11 protein-coding genes are annotated in these 20,338 nt (G+C 46.1%); all 11 read right to left on the reverse strand.

Annotated features, from left to right (window positions below):
• Window positions 1-78: 78 nt before the first annotated feature.
• On the reverse strand, window positions 79-522 hold the full coding sequence (locus R50912_RS30425; RefSeq protein WP_052416769.1) for a hypothetical protein: 444 nt from the start codon (window positions 520-522) through the stop codon (window positions 79-81).
• Window positions 523-835: 313 nt separating this feature from the next.
• The gene (locus tag R50912_RS30430; protein WP_042240243.1) at window positions 836-1,558 is read right to left on the reverse strand and encodes a response regulator; all 723 of its coding nucleotides are present in this window, start codon (window positions 1,556-1,558) and stop codon (window positions 836-838) included.
• A gap of 4 nt (window positions 1,559-1,562) precedes the next feature.
• Window positions 1,563-2,720: a sensor histidine kinase gene (locus tag R50912_RS30435; RefSeq protein ID WP_042141753.1), complete on the reverse strand. Its 1,158-nt coding sequence runs from the start codon at window positions 2,718-2,720 to the stop codon at window positions 1,563-1,565.
• Between the two features lie 57 nt (window positions 2,721-2,777).
• On the reverse strand, window positions 2,778-5,510 hold the full coding sequence (locus tag R50912_RS30440) for a stalk domain-containing protein (RefSeq protein ID WP_042240245.1): 2,733 nt from the start codon (window positions 5,508-5,510) through the stop codon (window positions 2,778-2,780).
• A gap of 232 nt (window positions 5,511-5,742) precedes the next feature.
• Window positions 5,743-9,792: an Ig-like domain-containing protein gene (locus tag R50912_RS30445; protein WP_042240248.1), complete on the reverse strand. Its 4,050-nt coding sequence runs from the start codon at window positions 9,790-9,792 to the stop codon at window positions 5,743-5,745.
• A gap of 216 nt (window positions 9,793-10,008) precedes the next feature.
• Window positions 10,009-11,211, reverse strand: coding sequence for a methionine adenosyltransferase (gene metK, locus R50912_RS30450; protein WP_042240251.1), 1,203 nt, complete (start codon window positions 11,209-11,211; stop codon window positions 10,009-10,011).
• A 203-nt stretch (window positions 11,212-11,414) separates the two neighbouring features.
• Window positions 11,415-11,687 carry an alpha/beta-type small acid-soluble spore protein gene (locus R50912_RS30455; protein WP_042240253.1) on the reverse strand — a complete coding sequence of 91 codons (273 nt, stop codon included), beginning with the start codon at window positions 11,685-11,687 and terminating at the stop codon, window positions 11,415-11,417.
• A gap of 191 nt (window positions 11,688-11,878) precedes the next feature.
• Complete coding sequence (locus R50912_RS30460; RefSeq protein WP_042240256.1) at window positions 11,879-12,448, reverse strand: hypothetical protein; 570 nt, start codon at window positions 12,446-12,448, stop codon at window positions 11,879-11,881.
• Between the two features lie 85 nt (window positions 12,449-12,533).
• Entirely contained in the window at window positions 12,534-15,296 is a 2,763-nt protein-coding gene (locus R50912_RS33715) for an S-layer homology domain-containing protein (protein WP_052416770.1), read from the reverse strand.
• 514 nt (window positions 15,297-15,810) lie between these two features.
• A complete protein-coding gene (locus tag R50912_RS30470) occupies window positions 15,811-16,152 on the reverse strand; it encodes a hypothetical protein (protein WP_042240259.1) in 342 nt (113 codons plus the stop codon).
• A 155-nt stretch (window positions 16,153-16,307) separates the two neighbouring features.
• Window positions 16,308-20,210, reverse strand: a complete 3,903-nt coding sequence (locus R50912_RS30475) for an S-layer homology domain-containing protein (protein ID WP_042240263.1) — start codon at window positions 20,208-20,210, stop codon at window positions 16,308-16,310.
• Window positions 20,211-20,338 lie beyond the last annotated feature (128 nt).

The following is a 20,338-nucleotide window of genomic DNA, read 5'->3' on the forward strand; positions in this document are numbered from 1 at the left end:
TTTGCTCATCAAACACCAAAAAGCACACTCCCCCATCACTGGAGAGTGTGCTTCACCCGTTGCCGACATATTTAATTATCATTCGCCATGCTTCGATCCGTATCCCCTGCTTCCCGGCAGCCGCATCATCTTCAGCGGAAAAGGCTGCTCCTGTATCCGCAGATCCAGTACGTTTTCCTTCCGGTGCTCCGCTTCGCTAAGAGTGTCGTAGTGCGGCATTACCGGAGCGAACCTGATAGACGAGCCGCTGCAGTCTAACCGTGAGGCAACCGCCAGCGTTCCATCCAAGGAACCATCATCCATCAAAGTGACATACAGCGGTCTCCCCATCCAAAAAGCATAAACTGCGAGCATTCGGATATACCATTCCACGACAGCTTCATGATTGCGGGTGATCAGAATATAATGAAGCCGCTTTCCAGGCCTCATTGCCCCCCGGCTCTCTTCCCTGCGATGCAGAATATGAACAAGGGCTGCTGCGGATGCATAGATAGACATAATCCAGATTAACTGGGCGATCATGGAGATGCACCTCCCTCTTATACCGACACTATATGCCGGTGATAAACGGACGGTGACAGCCCAGCCTGCCGGGACAGCTGACCCGGTTAGTCTCTATGTATCACAAAGCACAGAATTTCCGCTTTCCTGCAGTAAGACTGATTAAAGCTTCGTTTTCGGGTACATATTTAATTCAGCATTTTGCAAAATTCGAATATCATGCGGACTGAAACAATACTTTAATTGCAGCTAAACCGCTGCAATCAAGTTATGTACCGTTTTATAAGGATCATTAGGATTCTCCAAAACGCTCAGTTAAAAGTTTACGTGTGAATTATAATGTTACCCAGCCATATTTGATCGAATTGATGACAGCCTGCGTGCGGTCGTCGACTTCCATCTTTTGCAGAATGCTGCTGACATGGTTTTTGACGGTTTTTTCGCTGATAAAAAGGTATTCCCCAATCATCTTGTTGCTCTTGCCTTCAGCCATAAGGCGCAGCACTTCTGCTTCGCGGCGGGTCAGCGGATTATTGTCGCCTGCAACAAATTTCACGCCTGCTTCCTTAACCGGAGTCTCGGCCATGGCACCTGTCTCGTTAAGATACGTCATGCGGCGCAGCTGATTGATCAGCTTGCCGGTTACCTTGGGATGAATGAAGGCATGGCCTTCACATACAGAGCGGATCGCATTAATAAGCGACTCTGCCTCCATATCCTTCAGCAAATATCCATTCGCACCCTTGCGCAGGGTTTCGAATACGTAACTCTCGTCATCATGAATAGAGAGGATGATCACTTTAACATCCGGGAACATTTCCCGCAGCTTCTGTGTAGCCTCCACACCGTTCTCAATAGGCATATTAATATCCATCAGCACGATATCCGGCTTGTTGATATTGCAGAATTCAAGCACCTGGATGCCGTCACCGCACTCACCTATGACTTCAATGTCGTCCTCCATATTCAAAATACGTTTAAGCCCTTCACGAAACAACTGATGATCATCCGCCAAAAGAACCTTTATGGGCGTTTTTCCAGAATTCTGGTTTTCCATCACATTACTCCTTTCCTTTGTCCACATTCGTCGGAATGTGAATTATGATTGTTGTGCCCTGGTTCTCTGCTGACTGTATTTCCACTCTACCTTCCAGCAATTCCACACGTTCACGCATTCCCACCAGCCCAAAGCTTTCACGGTTGGCTTGCTCACTGATCTTTTTCACATTGAAGCCTAAGCCATTGTCTTTCACTACGATCTTAATTAACTGTGCCTGATACGTAATTTCCACCAGAACATAACTTGGATAGGCATGCTTCGCCGCGTTGGACAAAGCTTCCTGAACAAGACGGTAGACTGCAGCCTCCATAGCTGAGGACAGCCGGTGCTCTTTCCCCCTTGTTTCAAAAGAAGTGCGGATCTTCGTCTTCTCCTCATAATCATGCACGTATTTCCGGAGTGTCGGAATCAGTCCTAAATCATCGAGGGCCATCGGACGGAGATTAAAAATCACTTTACGCATTTCTTCCAGGCTGTACCTTACCTGCCCCTTTAAGTCTATTACTTCGGCTTGTACCAGCCCAAATTCCTGCTTTACCAGCATTCTTTCTACAATTTCCGTCCTTAGGACTAGATTTGCCAGCATTTGAGCAGGACCATCATGAATTTCCCGGGCAATTCTCTTCCGTTCTTCTTCCTGGGCCTGGATTATCTTGAGTCCAACCATTTGCGTGTTTTTCGCAGATTCGACAATTCTCGTCACTTGGCCTAGTTCTCCAGACAGATATTCCAGGACAACGCTCATTTGCGAACCAATCGATTCGGCCCGCTCCACAGAATTTTCGACACTGCGAGCCCGCATTTGCAGCTCATCCCGTCTGCTCCGCAGGTAGGCTTCCCTCTCCCTCGTCATCATCAGCTCTAACTGAAGCTCCGTCGCTTTCTCGTAAGCCACCCGGATATCCTTCTCCGTGTAGCGGACAAAGTCCCGGCTGACCTCAGTCAGCCGGATCCGGGAGCGGTGGTACTGCAGCTCCAGCTTGTCTACCTTTTGCAATGTTTCATCCGTTTCTTCCATAACCCGCTGCAGTTCTTTGGTGAGTGCAGCAAGCTCATCACGTGCAACCTGCAATATTTCAAAAATCTGATACTTGCTGCTCTCCATCACGTCGATGGTATTCTTAATGACGCGATCAATCGCATCGGCTTGAAATTCCACGGATGCTTGCCCCATTTCTATCGGATCGTATTAAAGGCTTTCCTTTATACTAACATATCACGATTCGATAGTTACGGTCTTCGTTATCTGTTCCCATTTTACAGTGAGTCCTAGCTGTTCTGTCACGAGTCTAAGCGGTACTAAAGTCCTGCCATTCAGGATTAAAGGCGCTACATCAGCACTCTGGCGTTTCCCGTTAAGCAGGAATTCCTTCTTATTTACCGTCAGATCCAGCGCTTTCGCTCCGCGAAGCACCATGATCTTCTTGGTATTCTGATCCCATATGGCATTCCCGCCAAAGGCATCAAGCACATATTTAATCGGCACATACGTGCTGCCATCCTTTACAATCGGCGCAACATCAATCGCCTGCTTTGTGCCGTTTACAAGCATCGACTTGGCTCCGATACTCATGGATGCCGTTCCCTTTGGCAATCCGGCTTCACTGGACAGCGAAGGCATAACAAAGGAAATATTATCAAACGCTACCGTACCTGTCTTAGCCCGCTCGTCCTGGCCCTCCTCTACATTTACCACGTAAAGTCTCTTTAGGGAAGCTGGGAATTTAATCCCTGAACCGGAAAGATCAATATTGAGGTTCTTCCAGCCATTCCAGTCGATCACTTTGGCCAGATCAATATACGCTGTTGCCCCGCTGGCATCCGATACCTCTGCACGCAGCCAGTTAAGACTCATATCCCCCATCACGTCTACGGACATAGACGTTGCCGTTGCCGGAATACTCTTGCCTGTTGTCTCGTTGAACTGTGCATAAGCATAGATTTTACCGGTGCCAGCCGTCATATCATAGCTAAGCGACAATACCTTCGAGCCAGCCCGTTCCGCACTGCCCGGGACAACTGCTGCCGTTCCCGTTACCCCCGCCGCATTGGTTGTGAAGGCAAATGGATACGTGGCATTTTCGAAATTCTCCCAAGCCGTTGACGCCGCTGCAGAGAACACAACAGCTGTGCTGAAGCCGTCATAACGGGCAATGGCGTATCCGGTTGTTACCCCCGGATCCACGGATTCGACAGTAAGCTTACCGTCACCTACATTCCCTTTAAAGCCGATAAACTCCCATTTCAGCGATGCAGCCGGCACTGCAATCGTTGCCCCGCTCTTCGCCACCGCATGAACTGGAACAGATACGGAGGCTCCCGCTATAAGCGGCGCAGTAGTTGTGCTTGAAGTCAGACTTGTCAGGTCATCTCCGCCCAGAACGGTTACCTTGGTCTCTGCACTGGCCGAGCCGCTGGTAGCCTTCAGGTTAACGCTTCCCGCCTTGACTGCGGTTGCTTCCCCTGCATTCACCGTAACACTGCCGCCGCTGGAGCTCCACGCAGGATTAGCTGCAGCTACATCAATTGGATTATAGTAAGTATCATAGCCTTTTAGAGAATACGTGGCTTTTTGTCCGATTAACAATACAGAATTGCCGCTGATCTTAATTCCTTTCACTTCACCTTGTGGAGCAGAAGTATATACACCAAGGCCGTTAACGATGCTGCGCTGCTCTGTGCCGTATTCTGTATTAAAGGTTAGAGTAGTGGAGGTTTCCGCAAGCGGACGATCTACCATCGTTGTAGAGCCCCCTCCGTCCAGGTTGATCCCTTTCCAGACACCGATATTGGTCATGAACGATTGCAGCTCCGTCATGGACAATCCTGCACTATTATTATTTTTCTCGGCTGCAATGACATATACATATCGTCCATCCTCTGAATAACCCAGAGCTGTGCGGGCACGATACCCGCCGATGCTGCTGGTGGAGCGGGAGAAGGTCGCCGCTTTCCCGTTATTTACCAGAATGGTGTGCCCCCCGATCATCATTTGCAGTGTGGAGGGGTCAAGCTCCTGCTGAGTAGTTTTGGAACGAAGCGTGTAGACACTGCTTAGCTTCTGGCCTACAACCAGATGAGCTTTTACAAATTGGGCTGCAAGCCCGTGAGTCCGCAGAATGTACGCCCCTTTAGGCACGGTTATCGGCAAGGCAGCGTCTGGGGAAATCTGGGTAACGATATCATTCTCTACCAGTACCTCTGTAGGTGTCGTAGAGCTGTTCTTAGGCCGCTCCAGTGCTGTCCAGGCATCTGTGTAGATATAGGCGGCATTGGCATGACTGTAGGTGGAACTGCCGCCCTCAGGGTTATAGGCCCCTTTATTGATGCCGGATAACGGAAACTGTGAACCATCCTCAGCAGTCAGCATACCTTCGAATGTATATTCATCAATAACCGGCTTACGGTCTTTAGTCACAGCAAAAGCATACATTCCATCAAGCTGCGAAGGTGTAGATACTACAACTCCGCCTGATACTTGACCACCGATCGGTGCACCTTCCCCGCCGGTATTGAAGTAATCCCCGTTAACTGCGGCCACTGCTCCGGTTTCTGCCGCCATACCTCCGGTACTTTGCCGCGTAGTCAGATTACCGCCTTTGCCCGTCATTACATCTACAGAGACATAGGGGTTATTCAGATCGACCCGAACCACGTCAGCCAGCCCTGTTACACTTTTGCCGGACCGCACGGTCGTAAATTTATATTTCATCATCATCGCGCCTGAAGTAATGACTTCTTCGCTCAGCTTTGTCACTGAGAAGGAAGCTGTAGCAGCTTGCGCTACTGAAGCGGAGCCTAGACTGAATAAGGAAGGCCCAGTGCTTCCAATAACCGGCATGATCCACAATACGCCTGCTAACGAGGCAGCAACCCACTTTTTAGAAGATAGACTTTTGTTTCCCCGTAACCACTCGCTATTCTTTTTCCCCATGAAAACTTCATTCATTTCAGTATAACTCTCCCATCTTATTTACTCTTAATGTATAAAAAAATATCTCTATCAATAGTTCCTGCTATTCCATTACATCTTTAATAGACTGGTTATAGCCTAAAAAGTTGCGGAAATTGGCAGATTCCAACTCTATTTGAACCGGGGAAGCACCACATTTCTATCCATAGAAAAAAGCGTCCGGCCAAGGCCGGACGCTCACAGATCAAATATGACTGCTATATTCGGTTTACAAAAAACCTGCCATCGAAAGCATACGCTGCAGCATCACTGCAGCTTGGGCGCGGGTAGCATTGCCCTGCGGCTGAAATTCGGTGGGTGTCATACCGAGAATAATTCCCTGCTGGACCGCTTTGGCTACAAATTCAGCGCTTTGATTCTGAATCTTAGTCTTATCCTTAAAAACAGATAATGCTACAGAAGAGGTTCCATTCAACGTAATCGGCTTTCCGGAATACTCCATAGCCCGAATAATCATGATTGCCAGCTGTTCACGGGTAATATTATCATTCGGACGGAAGGTGGCATCCGTATTGCCGGTGATAATTCCTGCTTTAGCCGCAGCCCCGATATAATCACCGGTTTGTGTAGAGGGCTGCACATCTCTGAACCGCTGCGCCGTCTCACGGTCACCCAGCAGTCCCAGCCCCCGGCTGAGCATGACTGCAAATTCGGCCCGTGTAATTTTTTGCTCCGGCTTAAAGCTGCTGCCATAACTGCTGTCGATAATATTTTTAGCAGCCAGCAGGGAGACTATCGAATTACTCCAATGTTTGCTCATGTCACTGAACGTCCGGGTGGATAGAAATGTTCCAACCACCTGATTGCCGACTGTATTTGCCCGAATCACAGTATTACTGCCAGCCGTGCTGATTTTGGTAGGCAGATAGGTAGAATCATAATAAGCAAGATCCAGCCTGGCTGCTGAAACCTGATTACTGTTTAGTGTAGCAGTCGTACGTGCAGCATACTCAGCTGCTACGCTGAGTGCGCTGGCATTGGCATAGTTGCTGCTGACTGAAGCCGTCAGACGGATATCTGTTAAGCCCGTAATAGCCTGCAATCCTTGCGATTGCAGCTTTTGCTCAAATGGCGTAAATGTGTCTGCCGGAACTTTTTCTATCCTTAATATAAGTGAAATATTGCTGCTGTCTGCCACCAGGCTTGCCGCAAGGCTATTCATATCGACGTTATTCAAAGGCAAGGTATAGAGATGATCTCCAAAGCGTATAACCATTGTAGCCTTCTTATCCCGGTTCACTGCATTTAGAAGCGGCTTCAGCGGCAAGATCACATAAGCTGCCATTTCTGTAGAGGGCACTTCAAAAGCTAGCCCGGAAGTTCCCAGCTTGTACAGGTAATCATAGCTTGCTGTCAAACGGTCAGCAGTTAGTATATATCTTTTGACGGACTGGCTATATACAGAACGGTCATCTGCAACCGTTGCGGAATCACTTTTGAGCAGCGGATATTCCTGGCCGAATTCACTGGCAGCAAGTGTCCCCAGATATGAAGGGCGGCTGGAAGTACCCGAAGAGGTTCCTGTCCCGTTGTAGACTGAGAGCGCAGTGAATGAAGGCAGCGGAATTCCGCTGGCATCCGTTATCGCTCCGGATCCGGCCATATACGACAGATCCACAACTTGCCCTATTTTAACTATGGTGGACAACGTCAGCTTCAGCACATTTCCCGAGACATAATAGGACTGAACACCAACACTACTGCCATCTACCCGGACTCCAAACTGATTCGTATAGAGTGAGGCAGAAGATGCTTGCATATTCTTACTAAAGGTGACCGTAATCTCATCCCCCGAGATTGTAGCCGAACTAATGTCAGGTACAGAGGTTCCCGTACTTCCGGATACCGATACTGCCTGCAGATTAAGATAAGCTGCACGGTTACCGTTCAGGTCGCTGAGACCGGCACTGCCCGGTACATACGAAAGGCTAGTATATTGATTAAGGGCAAGCGTATTCTGGAGCGTAAGTGTGACCTGGGTTCCGCTTACCGAAATGCCAGTCACATAATTGGGAGTACTGGTACTGCCCACTAGAACAGAGAATTGACTGTTTAGCGGCAACGCCGATGAGGATATTCCTTCATTATAAGTCAGTACTATTTTATTCCCTGTTCCAACAGCATTCTGGAAGACCGGTGCAGTGGTATCACTGGTATTCCGGATATAGAAATCGTTAAAATTAGCAATACTCTGGCCGTACTGATCCTGAAGCGGATAGGAGCCGGCGTAGTATGAGACTCGTATAGTCTGTCCGTTGGATGCAGCATTATTTAGGCCGAGGACAACGGAGCTGCCGCTAGAGCTGATGCTGCTCACTCCCAGGGAACCACCATCCGCATAGACATAGAATTGGCTATAGGCATTGGCAGAGACCGGCTTTAGGTTATCATTGAAATTCAGTGTCACTGTTTTGCCGGATAAAACTCCATCCCTTGGTGTAGGCAAGGCAGATTGAATTGAATTCGTAACCTGTTGTGATGTAAAGGTGCCGGCTGAGTTGCCGTGGCTATCCTGAATCGTACGTAAGCCGCCTGAATAACTTATCTTCACGACTTGTCCAACGGCTATTCCTGTAGAAAGGGTAATGTATACACTGTCCCCTTGAACATACACACTTTCTATTGTGCGTTTCTCCTCATTCACCGTCACCGCGAAGCTTGAATAGAGGAGAGCTACCCCCGAATTAAGCGTTTCGTTATATTTCAGACGGATCGTACGGTTGTTATCCAGCTGTGCCGACACAAGTGCAGGAGCAGTGGTATCCATTACCTCCGTCTGAAAGCTCCATGACGTCTTGCCGTTTATTCCGTCATATACCAGTCCTGCAGTATTTGCGTCTGTAAATACGCCTTTGGCGATATCAACATAATAGGTTGTGGCTGGATCGAGAGTCGTATTCGGGCTGATAATGAACTCTTTGGCCGAAGCCCCATTGCTCACGTTAACGGGAACTTTGATGCCACTGCTTTTATAGAGCGTCACACCATCAATAATACCCTTGTTGTAGGCTGCATCTCGGTTAAAAGTGATTGTCATGGCTTTACTTATCCCTACAGATTCACTCCTGTCAGCAGGCGACAAGGCCGCAGCAGCAAGACCAGAAAGCGGAGTGGTTGTAAAAGTCCAAGTGTACGGACCCGAGGCCGGAAACACATTTCCGTCCCGGTCATAAAAAGCCCCTTGAGGGATCGTTACCGTGTAAGTCGTTCCGCTTAACAACGGAGAATCATTCGTAGCTGGTGTGAACGCAATAGACTTCTCCCCGCCACCAACTACAGAGGTTGAGTTCACATTAATCCATCTGGTTCTGGAATCATCCGGTGCGCCTGGAGAGACCGTAATATATCCGGATGCCGGCATCATAGGACGGTCAAAGTTCAGCCTGAACACTTCCGTTGTAGGTACGTTCACAGCACCTTTATCCGGAACTGTAGTTATATTCTTCGCCTCTCCGCCTACTGTAGAGAAGCTCCAGACATTTCCGCTGGAGATTCCGGCAAAGGTTCGATTATCGTCTGCTTTGAATGCATAGGAATCGATAAGTATATAATAATTGCTCCCCGCTGCTACTTTATTCGCGGTTATTGTCAGCTTCACCGTTGTCGAGGAAGCATCACTTTGCACATCTACACCAGGAACATCATCCCATATTCTGAATTCCTGAACGATGTCATTGTTGAAAGAAGACATTAGCCGGACAGTTCCGCCGCCCTTCAGCAACTTTTTATTCAATTTGAAGCTCAATTGGGTTAGCCCCGCTGCATCTACTCTGCTATTGTTCGCTGGTGTAAGTTCACTTGCTGCTATTGAGGTATCATTCTCAGGCGCTGTGACAAACGACCAGCTGGTGGCTGCAGACCCGTTACCTTCACTGTCTTTGAACAATCCTTGAGGGATCAATGCCGTGTATTTAGTATTGGGAGCAAGCTTCTTGTCTCCACCCCACTTAATATCATAAGCATTGGAGGTGCCTACCAGTCCATAACTGCCAATAGGAATCTCCACAAAGACTTCCTTCGATTCACTATTAGTAATAGTAATTTTCCCGTTCTGCGGAATTACCTGACGATCGAAGCTCAGTCTTAGATTTGCAGCCGTGTTCACATAATAAGCTCCTGCCGAAGGTGATACCGTAATGCCGAATTCAGCGGCTGCATAGACTGCCTGGTTTGTGAGTCCGCTCATGGGCTGCCATGTTCCCATCATCATGCTGCCTGATAGCATAATTGCTGTCCAGATTGAAATTTTCCTTTTCATGCCGTGATAGACTCCTCTCAAGCCATACTTTCGTCTTTTCGTATATTCTTATATTCGGTTAAAGGGCTTCCAAAGTTTAGAAAAGTGCTTGTCCGAATCCGTGAATGTTCGACAAGTCCATGAACACAAATAACCCGCAAAGGCTGCTCCATTGGCCGGAGATTCGCCTTGCGGGTTTCTAATAAACACTTCTTCGTCTGAAATGATGTCTCTATATTAAATCCCTGCCTGGGCTTTCAACATATCTGCTTTGTCGACACGTTCCCAAGGAAGGTCAATATCTGTACGTCCAAAATGGCCATATGCTGCGGTCTGTCTATAAATAGGCTTACGCAAATCCAGCATGGAGATGATGCCTGCCGGACGAAGATCGAAGTTGCTGCTGATAAGATTCGCCAGCTTCTCTTCACTGATCTTGCCTGTTCCGTATGTATCCACATTGATCGAGACAGGATTAGCTACACCAATCGCATATGCCAGTTGAATTTCACATTTGTCAGCAAGGCCTGCAGCAACCAGATTCTTCGCTACATAACGTGCAGCATAAGCCGCAGAGCGGTCTACTTTGGTTGGATCCTTACCGGAGAATGCTCCGCCGCCATGACGTGCATATCCGCCATATGTATCAACGATGATTTTGCGCCCGGTCAGACCGGCATCACCTTGAGGACCACCAATCACAAAGCGGCCTGTAGGATTAATGAAATATTTAGTAGCTTCATCCAGCAGCTCAGCCGGGACAACAGGTAGAATAACATGCTCTTTAATGTCCGCCTGAATTTGCTCAAGAGAAATTTCTTCCGCATGCTGCGTGGAAACAACGATCGTATCTACGCGAACCGGTTTCTCATCCTGATATTCAATGGTTACCTGAGTTTTTCCATCCGGGCGCAGATACTCAAGAGTTCCATTCTTACGAACCTCCGCCAAGCGGCGGGCAATCCGGTGCGACAAAGCAATCGGAAGCGGCATAAGTTCAGGAGTTTCATTAGTAGCAAAACCAAACATCAAACCTTGGTCACCAGCACCAATATTAGCCGTTTCTTCAGCTACAAGGGCAGGATTCCGATTCTCCAGAGCTGCATTTACCCCTTGGGCAATGTCAGCCGACTGCTCATTTAATGAGCTAAGCACAGCACAGGTGTTAAAATCAAAGCCATATTTTGCACGGGTATAGCCGATTTCCTTAATCGTGTTACGTACAATTGCCGGGATATCCACATATTCGGACTTCGTACTGATCTCACCAATAACAAGCACGAGGCCTGTTGCTACGGCTACCTCGCAGGCTACCCGGGCATTCGGATCGTTAGCAAGAAATGCATCGAGTACCGCATCGGATATCTGGTCACAGATTTTATCCGGATGTCCCTCTGTTACAGACTCAGAAGTAAACAAATGACGCCCTTTAATAGACATGTACAACTACCTCCCATATTGTTAGTCTGACACTGTATAAGGGGGCACCTTAGTAATTAACAGGCCAAATATATTAAGTAGAATAATAAAGACTGATAAGCCGGTTTATTCAAAAAACGAACCTTTTCCGCATGGAAAAGGTCTAAGGCTTTCCTCAAAAGTCATATTATCTTATTTACCGGGTGCTGTCAATTGAAGGCAGCTTATGTGAAAAGAGACTGCTCCGCCTGTTTGATCAACCTCTTTGTAATTTCCCCGCCTACTGATCCATTATCTCTGGAAGTTAGGTGTCCCAGATACGGAGTACCACCGGTTGCACCGGCCCCGCCCGTCATTCCCAGCTCAGAAGCAAATTCCGTATCCATGCCACCGCCATATGATGCTCCATATAATCCAAATTCAGAAGCGATCTCATATTGCATTTGTTTCAGCATTGCCCGGCTCTCTGGTACAACTGTACGATTAGTGCGTGCCATGTTACAGCACCTCCTGTGATTTTTTTAAGATTACAGGTAGTATTGTGTACGAATTCCAGAGGTCTCAGTCCGCTTAATATTTGTCAGCTGTGGGAATGAGTTCCGGGTGTATGTTCAAGCATATTACAGGGCATTCTTAATATAAGAAGGAAACCATTCATTTACTGCTAACCAGTGCGATGTGCAAATGCTTATTTCAAAGTGTATGAACCGCGGACCAGTACAACAAGTCCTAATGTCTGACCGCTCTGCACCATTATACCGCGTCCATCCCGTGGGAAGGATAACAGGTGATTCGTAGGAGCCGCCACGCCGTTTGCCAGATCTACCCCATCTGTCAGATCAGCGACACCATTAGCATCCTGGGAATAAATAATCGCTTTACCTGCGCGCACAATAAATTCTGCACCTGCACCGGCAATTAGAGTCTGTCCGGGTTTTACATCAACGATTTCGCTGGCATTCCCAGCAGTTCCGGTATTTCCGGTACCTTGAGTTGGCGCAGGTGTCGGAGCTGTAGTTGCGGCAGGCGCATTCGTTGCAGTTGCACTTGGAGTTTGCGTTGGTGTAGTAATGGTCCCACCTTGCAAAGCCTTTTGAATCTGTTGATCTACATAACTCTTCGTTACAACAGGATCATCTGCTGTGCCTGGCTGTGAACCTACACCGGCACCTTCAGCTGTAATATTAAGCATCGAACCTGCCCATAGGCCACCAGCTAACAGTACCGCAGACATCGAGACTTTCCAAACCGTTTTCAACTAAATTCCTCCTCCACTCGGGATAAATGGCTATAAAAAAAGAATAGCCTCCGAAGAGGCTATTCTTTGCTTCGGTAATCGGAGATTACTTAGCGTCTACTTCTGTTCCAGTAGTAATTTTGTTACCGGAAGTATCTTCAATATTTGCAGCTGTATCTACTGTAACCTTAACCGTATTGATGTTATTAGCGTTAAGATCCAAGTTTTTCAAAGTAGATTTCACTGTAAATGTTACATAGTACTTACCAGCATCGTTACCCGCACCAGCAGTTACAGCATTTGCAGTGTACAGGGAATCAGCAGCAGTTGTAGCTACGCCATTAATAGTAAATACGAAGTCTGCTTTATCAACAGTAGTGCTCTTCACGTCCTCAGAGAAGCTGAGTACGAGTACCGAAGTATCACCAGTCGATACAGTTGCTGCAGTCAGCTTAGGTGCTACACCATCTGTCAAGCCGAAATCTCTACTGTATGCCAATGCTCCATTACCAGCAGCATCTGTGATACCAGCAGCTACAAATGTGAATACTTTGCTTTCGCTGATAGATGTCTTTGGAATGTGGATATTTACATTTGCAGTCAGAGGAGCTGAAGAGTTAGTACCTGTAGTATCAGTGAGTACAATGTAAGCAGTGCTTGGCAGTGCTTTGTCGCCATAAGTGTAGCTGTTAAGGTCACGAAGACTTGCAACGTTCAGACCTTTATCATCTTTAACACTTACAGTGATCACTACTTCAGTAGCAGCAGTTTCAGTGTAAGTAACACCAGTAACGCTAGGTCTGTCAGCATCTGTAGAAGTTGCAGTTTCTACAGTAACAGTAATACTAGCCGCTACAAATTTATTGCTGGAAAGGGAATCATCTTTAACCAAGGTAGCAGGGAGGCGAAGTGTATAATTACCACTCAATCCAGCAACTGCAGGATAGATCACTTTCGCACCATCAATTTTCGCACCAGTAGTGAAGTCGGCAGTAGCCAGTTGACCAGTGGATTCATTAATTAGGGTAGGAGTGCCTGTCAATTCCTTAACATTTTCAGAGAAGGTTACAACCAGACCTTTACCACTAGTGTAAACAGCGCTAACCACTGTAGGAGCAACAGTATCCTTAGTAATTGTAATTGGCTGAGTCAATGCAGTACCCAGTGTGTTACCCAGAGTATCCTTAACTGAAGCGCCAAATACTAGTGATCCAGTGAACGTACCAGCATCAGGAACTTTAAATCCAGCAGGAACCTGCAATCTGATTGTATCACTATCCTTAGATGTAATTACAGATAGAGTACCTTGGCTTTCACCATATACGTTCAACAAACGAACATTTGCAACAAAGGATTGATAGTTCACTTTCTTATTGAACTTGATATCAATATATTTGTCGCTAACTGGTGTTACGCTAGCAATAGTTGGGGCAGCAGTATCAGAAGTTACTGCTACAGTTGTTTTAATTGGGTTAGGGTTCGCTACGTTTCCTGCATAGTCAGTAACATTCAATAGGGAAACATCATAAGACGAACCACTGTTCAATGTGCCAGTAGTCAATGTGATAGTGTCGTAAGTATCGTTAGATACAGTTGCAGTAGCTGCAGCGCCATTCACATAAGCAATGATACCGGACTTTTTAACAGGCTCACTTACTTTTACTGTAACTGTATTAGTTGTAGTCTTAGCAACTGCAGTTGCACTTACAACTGTAGGAGCAACAACATCAGCGACAGTAATCAGGTTAGTGAAAGTAGGGAATTTAGTTCCAGCAGAAGTCTTAACAGCATCAGTCACTACAATCGAGTACTGACCTTTCAAGAACTCTGTGCCTGGGAATGTGATTGTTGCTTCAGTACTACCAGCATTCAAAGTAACATGAGCGCCATTAACGGTTACGTTATTAGTTCCAGTTACAGTTACTACTTTAAGTACATCTGCAATAACCGCATCTTCAGAAATCAAAGATTCTGCATCAATAGTACGGTTGAATTTAACTACCAGCTGCTTAGCATTTGGAGCTTCTACGGAAACAACCTTAGGAGCAGCCAAAGTTACTTTTGCAGTGTAATCTTTTTCAAGGTGTTTGAAGCTGATTGTTGTTTCAACGCCTTCTACAAGAGCAGTTGTCAACTCAACAGTCTGAGTTGTTTTGTCAGAGAATGTTACTACAACCTTTGTTGGGCTTGTTGCTTCAGCAGAAGCTACAGTCAATGTAGGCTGTACGGACATTTGATCAACTGCATAAGCTGTGGAAACTACCAAAGAGCGGGTAGCGTTAGCTTTGAAGTTAGTTGTTTGAGCAACCAGACCAGCATTGATAACTGCTTGAGCATAGCCCTTAGCCCATACAGAAGCGGAGTTATCAGTTGTAGTAGGTTGTTCCAGTTTCAAAGCGCGGAACAATACAGCCGCTACTTCTTCTACTGTAACTTTACCGTTGTAGTCGAAGATACCTTTAACAGTATCTTTACCTTGCATCAAGTTGGCTGCAGTAACAGCTTCGATGTAAGGAACAGCCCAGTTAGTAGCTGTGTAGCCTTTGTCTTTGTAAGACAACTTGCCAGATACTTCAGTAAGACCGAACAATTTAGTAACGATCTTAGCGAATTCTGCGCGAGTCAGATCTTTTTCAAGGTGAGCCTGACCATCTGGGTACCCATTGAGAATACCTTTAGCTGCCAGAGCGTCGAATGCCTGTTGTGGAGTTGCTTGTGCTGTTTCACCAAATGCTACAGAGGCAAACATCGAGAATGCCATTGCTGTAGATAATGCTACGGATAAAATTTTCTTCATAACCTTTTTTTCTCCTCCTTGGACGTTCATGAACTGAGATTTTTCTTTAGTTGGGTAGCTCATGTCACTCATTAGCCGATGCACCCCCTTTCCCGAGTTGAGCATATTAAGTATAAATAATGTCTGTGACGGGTATCACAGAAACTTGTAAACAGGTTCAAGGCAGACTAATACTAGATTCCTAATTCTACCTAAGTATTATACAATGTGCCTCTAGTCACGTAAAGCTAATTTTTCCATTCGGCCGTATGCTTTCATTCCTTAGTGGCCATTAGGCAATTGCCTTGTGCAAGTGACTCTACACCTTAAACGCAATAGTTTCGAGAAAGTTGCGCTTTGTTCAAAAAAACTTTTTTTCTTTTTGTATCCCTGGCCCTGTTCCAATAGAAGAACCATATGTATGTTCTACTAACTATTGTTAATGTTGGGTGGCTACGGGAATCAGTATAGCATAGACGCTTTCCAAACGTCATTAAGCAATATTTGTTAAGTCAATAAACATAATCTGCCTTCTTTACTCTAAAGCATCTTGACTTTGGCATTACAAAAAGCGCCGTTTCCGGCGCTCTTTTTTATGGCATATGAACTAACGGATCTTCATTGATAGTTGAATCAATTCCTGGCGTTTCTCAGGACTGGCATTTACATTCTCATACATTGCATCAATTGCTCCGCGGTTCTCGCGGTAGCTCTTCTCATGTTTGATGGTGGTATGTGACCACTCAATCAATGCATTCTCGGCAATAACGAGGTCATTATATGCATCATGGAACCCAGTAGACTGTACAAGCTCTTCCATCAGTTCCTGCGTAATCTCCTGCACTGCGCGTTTGGCGGCAATTTCCTTCTCCAGGATTTTGGCTCTATTCTCAAACATATTCTTTGCTTTCGTGTAATCCAGCTGTGCTTTTGATAAAATCGGTTTCATCGATGGCTTTCACCTTTCAGAAAATATTATTTTCTAAGTTATTGTAACGTAAATCGGTGCAGATTACAAAAGTTAATGTGCACAGTATGTAATTAAATTACAATAAAACAGGTCCGCGAACAGTTTTTCGCGGACCTGCTGTTCAAGTAGTCACATTAGTTGAAGGTTTTTGGGAAGATGCTGGTGCTCTTCTGCAGCAGGGCTACAGCAATTTTACCGGCTTCCGCTCTTGTAAGCTTGCCCTTTGGATTGAAATTATATACAGGCTTAGCTTGACCGGTAATCGTTGTTGCATTGCCTTCCATAATCTTCGCTTTCGATACTGCCTCAATGGCAGGTCTTGAGTAGAAGTCCATACTGCCAGAGTCAACGAATGACTTCCCTAAGCTTGTTAACAATTTGGCGTCGTTAGCAGACATCTTCAGCTTAAGGGCTCTGGCGATCATTACCGCAGCCTGCTCACGGGTCAGCGACTGGTCAGGACCGAAGAATCCGTCACTAAGACCGGTAATGATCCCTGCTCTCGCTGCTGTTTCAATGCTTTTGAAGTTCCATGTTGTTGAAACAGCTTCTGGTACAATATCGAAGAATGTTTGTTTGTTATTATCATAATTGAGCGGAATGCTTAGTCCTGTTACTAGCAATGTGGCGAACTCACCACGGGTAGTCGTATCATCAGCTCCAAAAGCATCGGATCGGATGTTGGTCATGATGCCTTTAGAATAGAGGCCATTCAAAATATTTCTCGCCCAAGGATGATTGGTGATATCCGTAAATCCTCTGCGGAGCTTCATTACAGTATAATAACCAAATTCATCGAACGGTACCGTAACCGTATGGTTTTTGGTATCCACCTCTCCGCCGATGTTCTCCCACTTCCCTGCATCGGTATATCGGAAAACAGTAACAGTCGTCCCGACCTCATCCACTATGCTGGAGTTGAATTTTAAGGTCAGCTCACCGCGCTGTGACGGTACAATTTTACGTGTAGAACTGTATTGCGTGAAATATCCTTCTATTGAATAAGGGGCAATTCCGTTCGTCGCTGGCAGATAGGATTGGGAGCCTTGGGTTCCCGACTCGCCTAGCCCGCCGTTCAGCCAATAAATATCCGATACTCTGGAGAAATTATTGGTAGTAGCAGTCGAAGTGAATCGTAGTACAAGCTCTTGCGGGATGACCAGCGGAAGCTTGCCGCCAAGGGTCCGGCTGTCCGAAGGACTGACATTGATGATATTCCCGTAATCGTTAGTCCGCTCTACAACGCCGTCGACGGGATCGGCAATCCCAAACAGCAGTTTCGTATCCGGATAATATTTAGCGGCTCCTGTAGTTGTGTAGCCCTTCATAATTGTCCCTTTCGGGAATGCAAGCTGAAGCGCTTTGTTAAATACAGTGTATTTCGTTGCTACCTTCTCTGCCATAAACTGAGTATCGATCTGTATAGCACTCGCATAATACACAGAAATTGTATCGTTCAGGGTAGAATCGGCCCGGACGATTTGAATTTTGATCGTTGTTGCCTTATCCGGTTTCAAGCCTACAAAATCATAAGTGAAGCGGTTATCAAGATCTGTACGCTTCACAGCCTCATACTTATCAATCATAACCTTGGTTGCACCTTCAGCTTCAATATCGAAGCGAACAAAGTTCTTATTCACTACAATTTGATCCCCGACTGTTGCTACAGGGGACAAGACCCTGTAAGGAGATACCTCACGTACAATTTCAAGCCGCTGCGTTGTTCTTGCTCCGGTCTTGTTGATTAGCTCCATGGTGTATACATGGCTTCCTGGAGCATCAAATTTGAAATCCCGCAGACGCAGTAGGAAATCATTGCTGCTGCCGTAATAATCAAAATATTGTCCGGCTGGATTAGAGGGTATAGGACCAAGCAGCTCATCTGTCGTTCCCAGCATTTTCGTGGTACCTGTTGAGGTGAAAATCAATTCTGAACCCCTATAGAGGTTCATGGTCGTCGCTCCACCACCCCGAAGCACCAGATCATAGCTCTCTGCATTAGTAGTGTACTTTTCATCTTTATAGACGAATTCCGCAGGCAATGCGAGAATTTTATTGCGCTCTGTTTCATTGCTTAATGACTGAATTGAGAAGGCAGTACGTCCGGTTCCTAACGCCGGATGAAACTGCGTCAAATTCGATACATTAGTATCAATAATATATATCTTCAGCTCTTTGGTGATGATCCGCTGATTCTGGCCGTTATCCTGGGATATCCCGGTGAATACAATCTTATTCTCGCCATAGACCAGCGGACCAGACTGCGTGATCCACAAATCGAAACTGAAGGTTTGTTTGTTTTTATCTACACCTAAAGCAAATTTATTAACACGTGTATTACCAACACTGTCTTTGGTATCGGGAAGGAGATTACTGTCGATACCGTTAACCTGAACCTGAGCACTCACGAAATTCTCGAACCCGATATATTCACCTGAAACCTTCATGCTGGTCTCAGCAGCAGAATTAAACTCATAGGTCTGTCCATCCTGCAGACTGCTTACGTAGATATAGTTCTTAGATATATACGAAATATCTGCATTATAGTAGGAATTAGATGTCCCATAACGGAACTGTACTTTCTGTTGTCCGTTTGAGAAACCTGTGATTTTGTAAATGTACTCGTTAGTTCCCTGTCCAGTCATTCCGGTGATAGGCGGATCTGTCAAAGACAGCGCTTTGTTGCTGAGCGGGAGATAATTGGCCGATAATTTGGCTGTGTCGATGCCCACATTGGTTTTGACCAGAATGTAGAAGTTATCCTTCTCCATCTGTTGTCCGTTCAGAGGCAGTTTGGAGATGTTTGAGATGCTGCCCGAACCTGTATATCCTGGAAGGTAATACATATCGTTAATTACAACTTCTCCCGGCAGATATCTATAAGAGTAGACCAGCGAAGAGCTATAAGTGCCATAGTCTACAGCCAGGGTAAATTCGGTTAGTCCGGTGATAAGCGTTAAGTCAGCCTGTGTTTTGAATTTAACCAGCTTGTATGCAGGAGTCACTCCGTCAGCGCCGGGAATGGTTAACTCCTGATCAATCGATGCTATATTTACTGGAATAGGGGTCGTGGTGTTTTTGTTAATAGTAAGCTTTCCTGAGCTCGCAAATGTAGTGCTGCTATACGGGACCAGAATTTGACCGGAGAAGCCTGCCTTATTAGTAGAGCTATCACTAAGCGTAGGAATGTTGTTCAGAATATTATATGTTCCTGAACCGTGTACTATATTTAAGGATGCGTAAGGCTGATCTGTATCAAAGAAGTATAAGGAGCGTTCGATATCTATGGAATCGGAAGCGTTCTTAATAGCTATTTTAATATTGGTTAAGCCTGGCTTCAGTGTTAATGAAGGGGAGAAGAACGTGCCGTCCTCAAGCAGGGTTGTTGTCAGTGCAGTTCCGCCATTCACAGAAACTGTAACCTGCGTTGCATTCGTCGCCTTACCCTGCAGCGTAACTGTGTCGACGGGAACGACTACTTGTGTCCCTTCATTTAGATTAAGTGCTGCAGGACCACCGAGCACTTGAAGTGCAGAAAGATATGGAACTTTGTCGTAAAGGATATAAAAGGACTCCGACCGTGTCAGGTTACCCTGCATACCGGAGAAAGTAATTTTATTAAAACCAGCATATAAAACAACACCGCTAGTAGTAAAGCGATTGCTTGGACTATTGGCATCGGGTGTAACCGTACCTGTAGTCAAACGGGTAGAGTCTGTAGTCCACTTTCCGTTTGTACTTTGAGTCAGTTGCTCAACAGTAACCTTCATTGTAGATGAAGTTACTTGAGAATAGGTACCAGTAATAGACAGGTTTTGGTTCGTAGTCAGATACACACTGGATCGGCTGATTAGCCCTTCTGCACCTGCTGTTATTACATTCGGATCCAGAACAACGGTATCCCGCAACTTGAGCTCATCCGGACTGAAGTAAGTCGTGGTAGCTGCCGCCGCAAGGGGCGTATATTTGCCTGGAAACATAGAAACGATCAGTGCCGCCAGCAGCAGCCAAACGAATGGTCTCTTAAAGCGTAACATGTGTATATCTCTCCTTTGAGTTTATGTTCTGATAAACCTCACTTTGTACTTTATCGGTCTGTGGGGGGCATATTTTTAGAATAAAACAAAAAACTCATCCAAAAAGGATGAGTTTTGCTATCTTAAGG

The sequence above is a fragment of the Paenibacillus sp. FSL R5-0912 genome (genome assembly GCF_000758605.1).
Taxonomy (GTDB): domain Bacteria; phylum Bacillota; class Bacilli; order Paenibacillales; family Paenibacillaceae; genus Paenibacillus_AQ.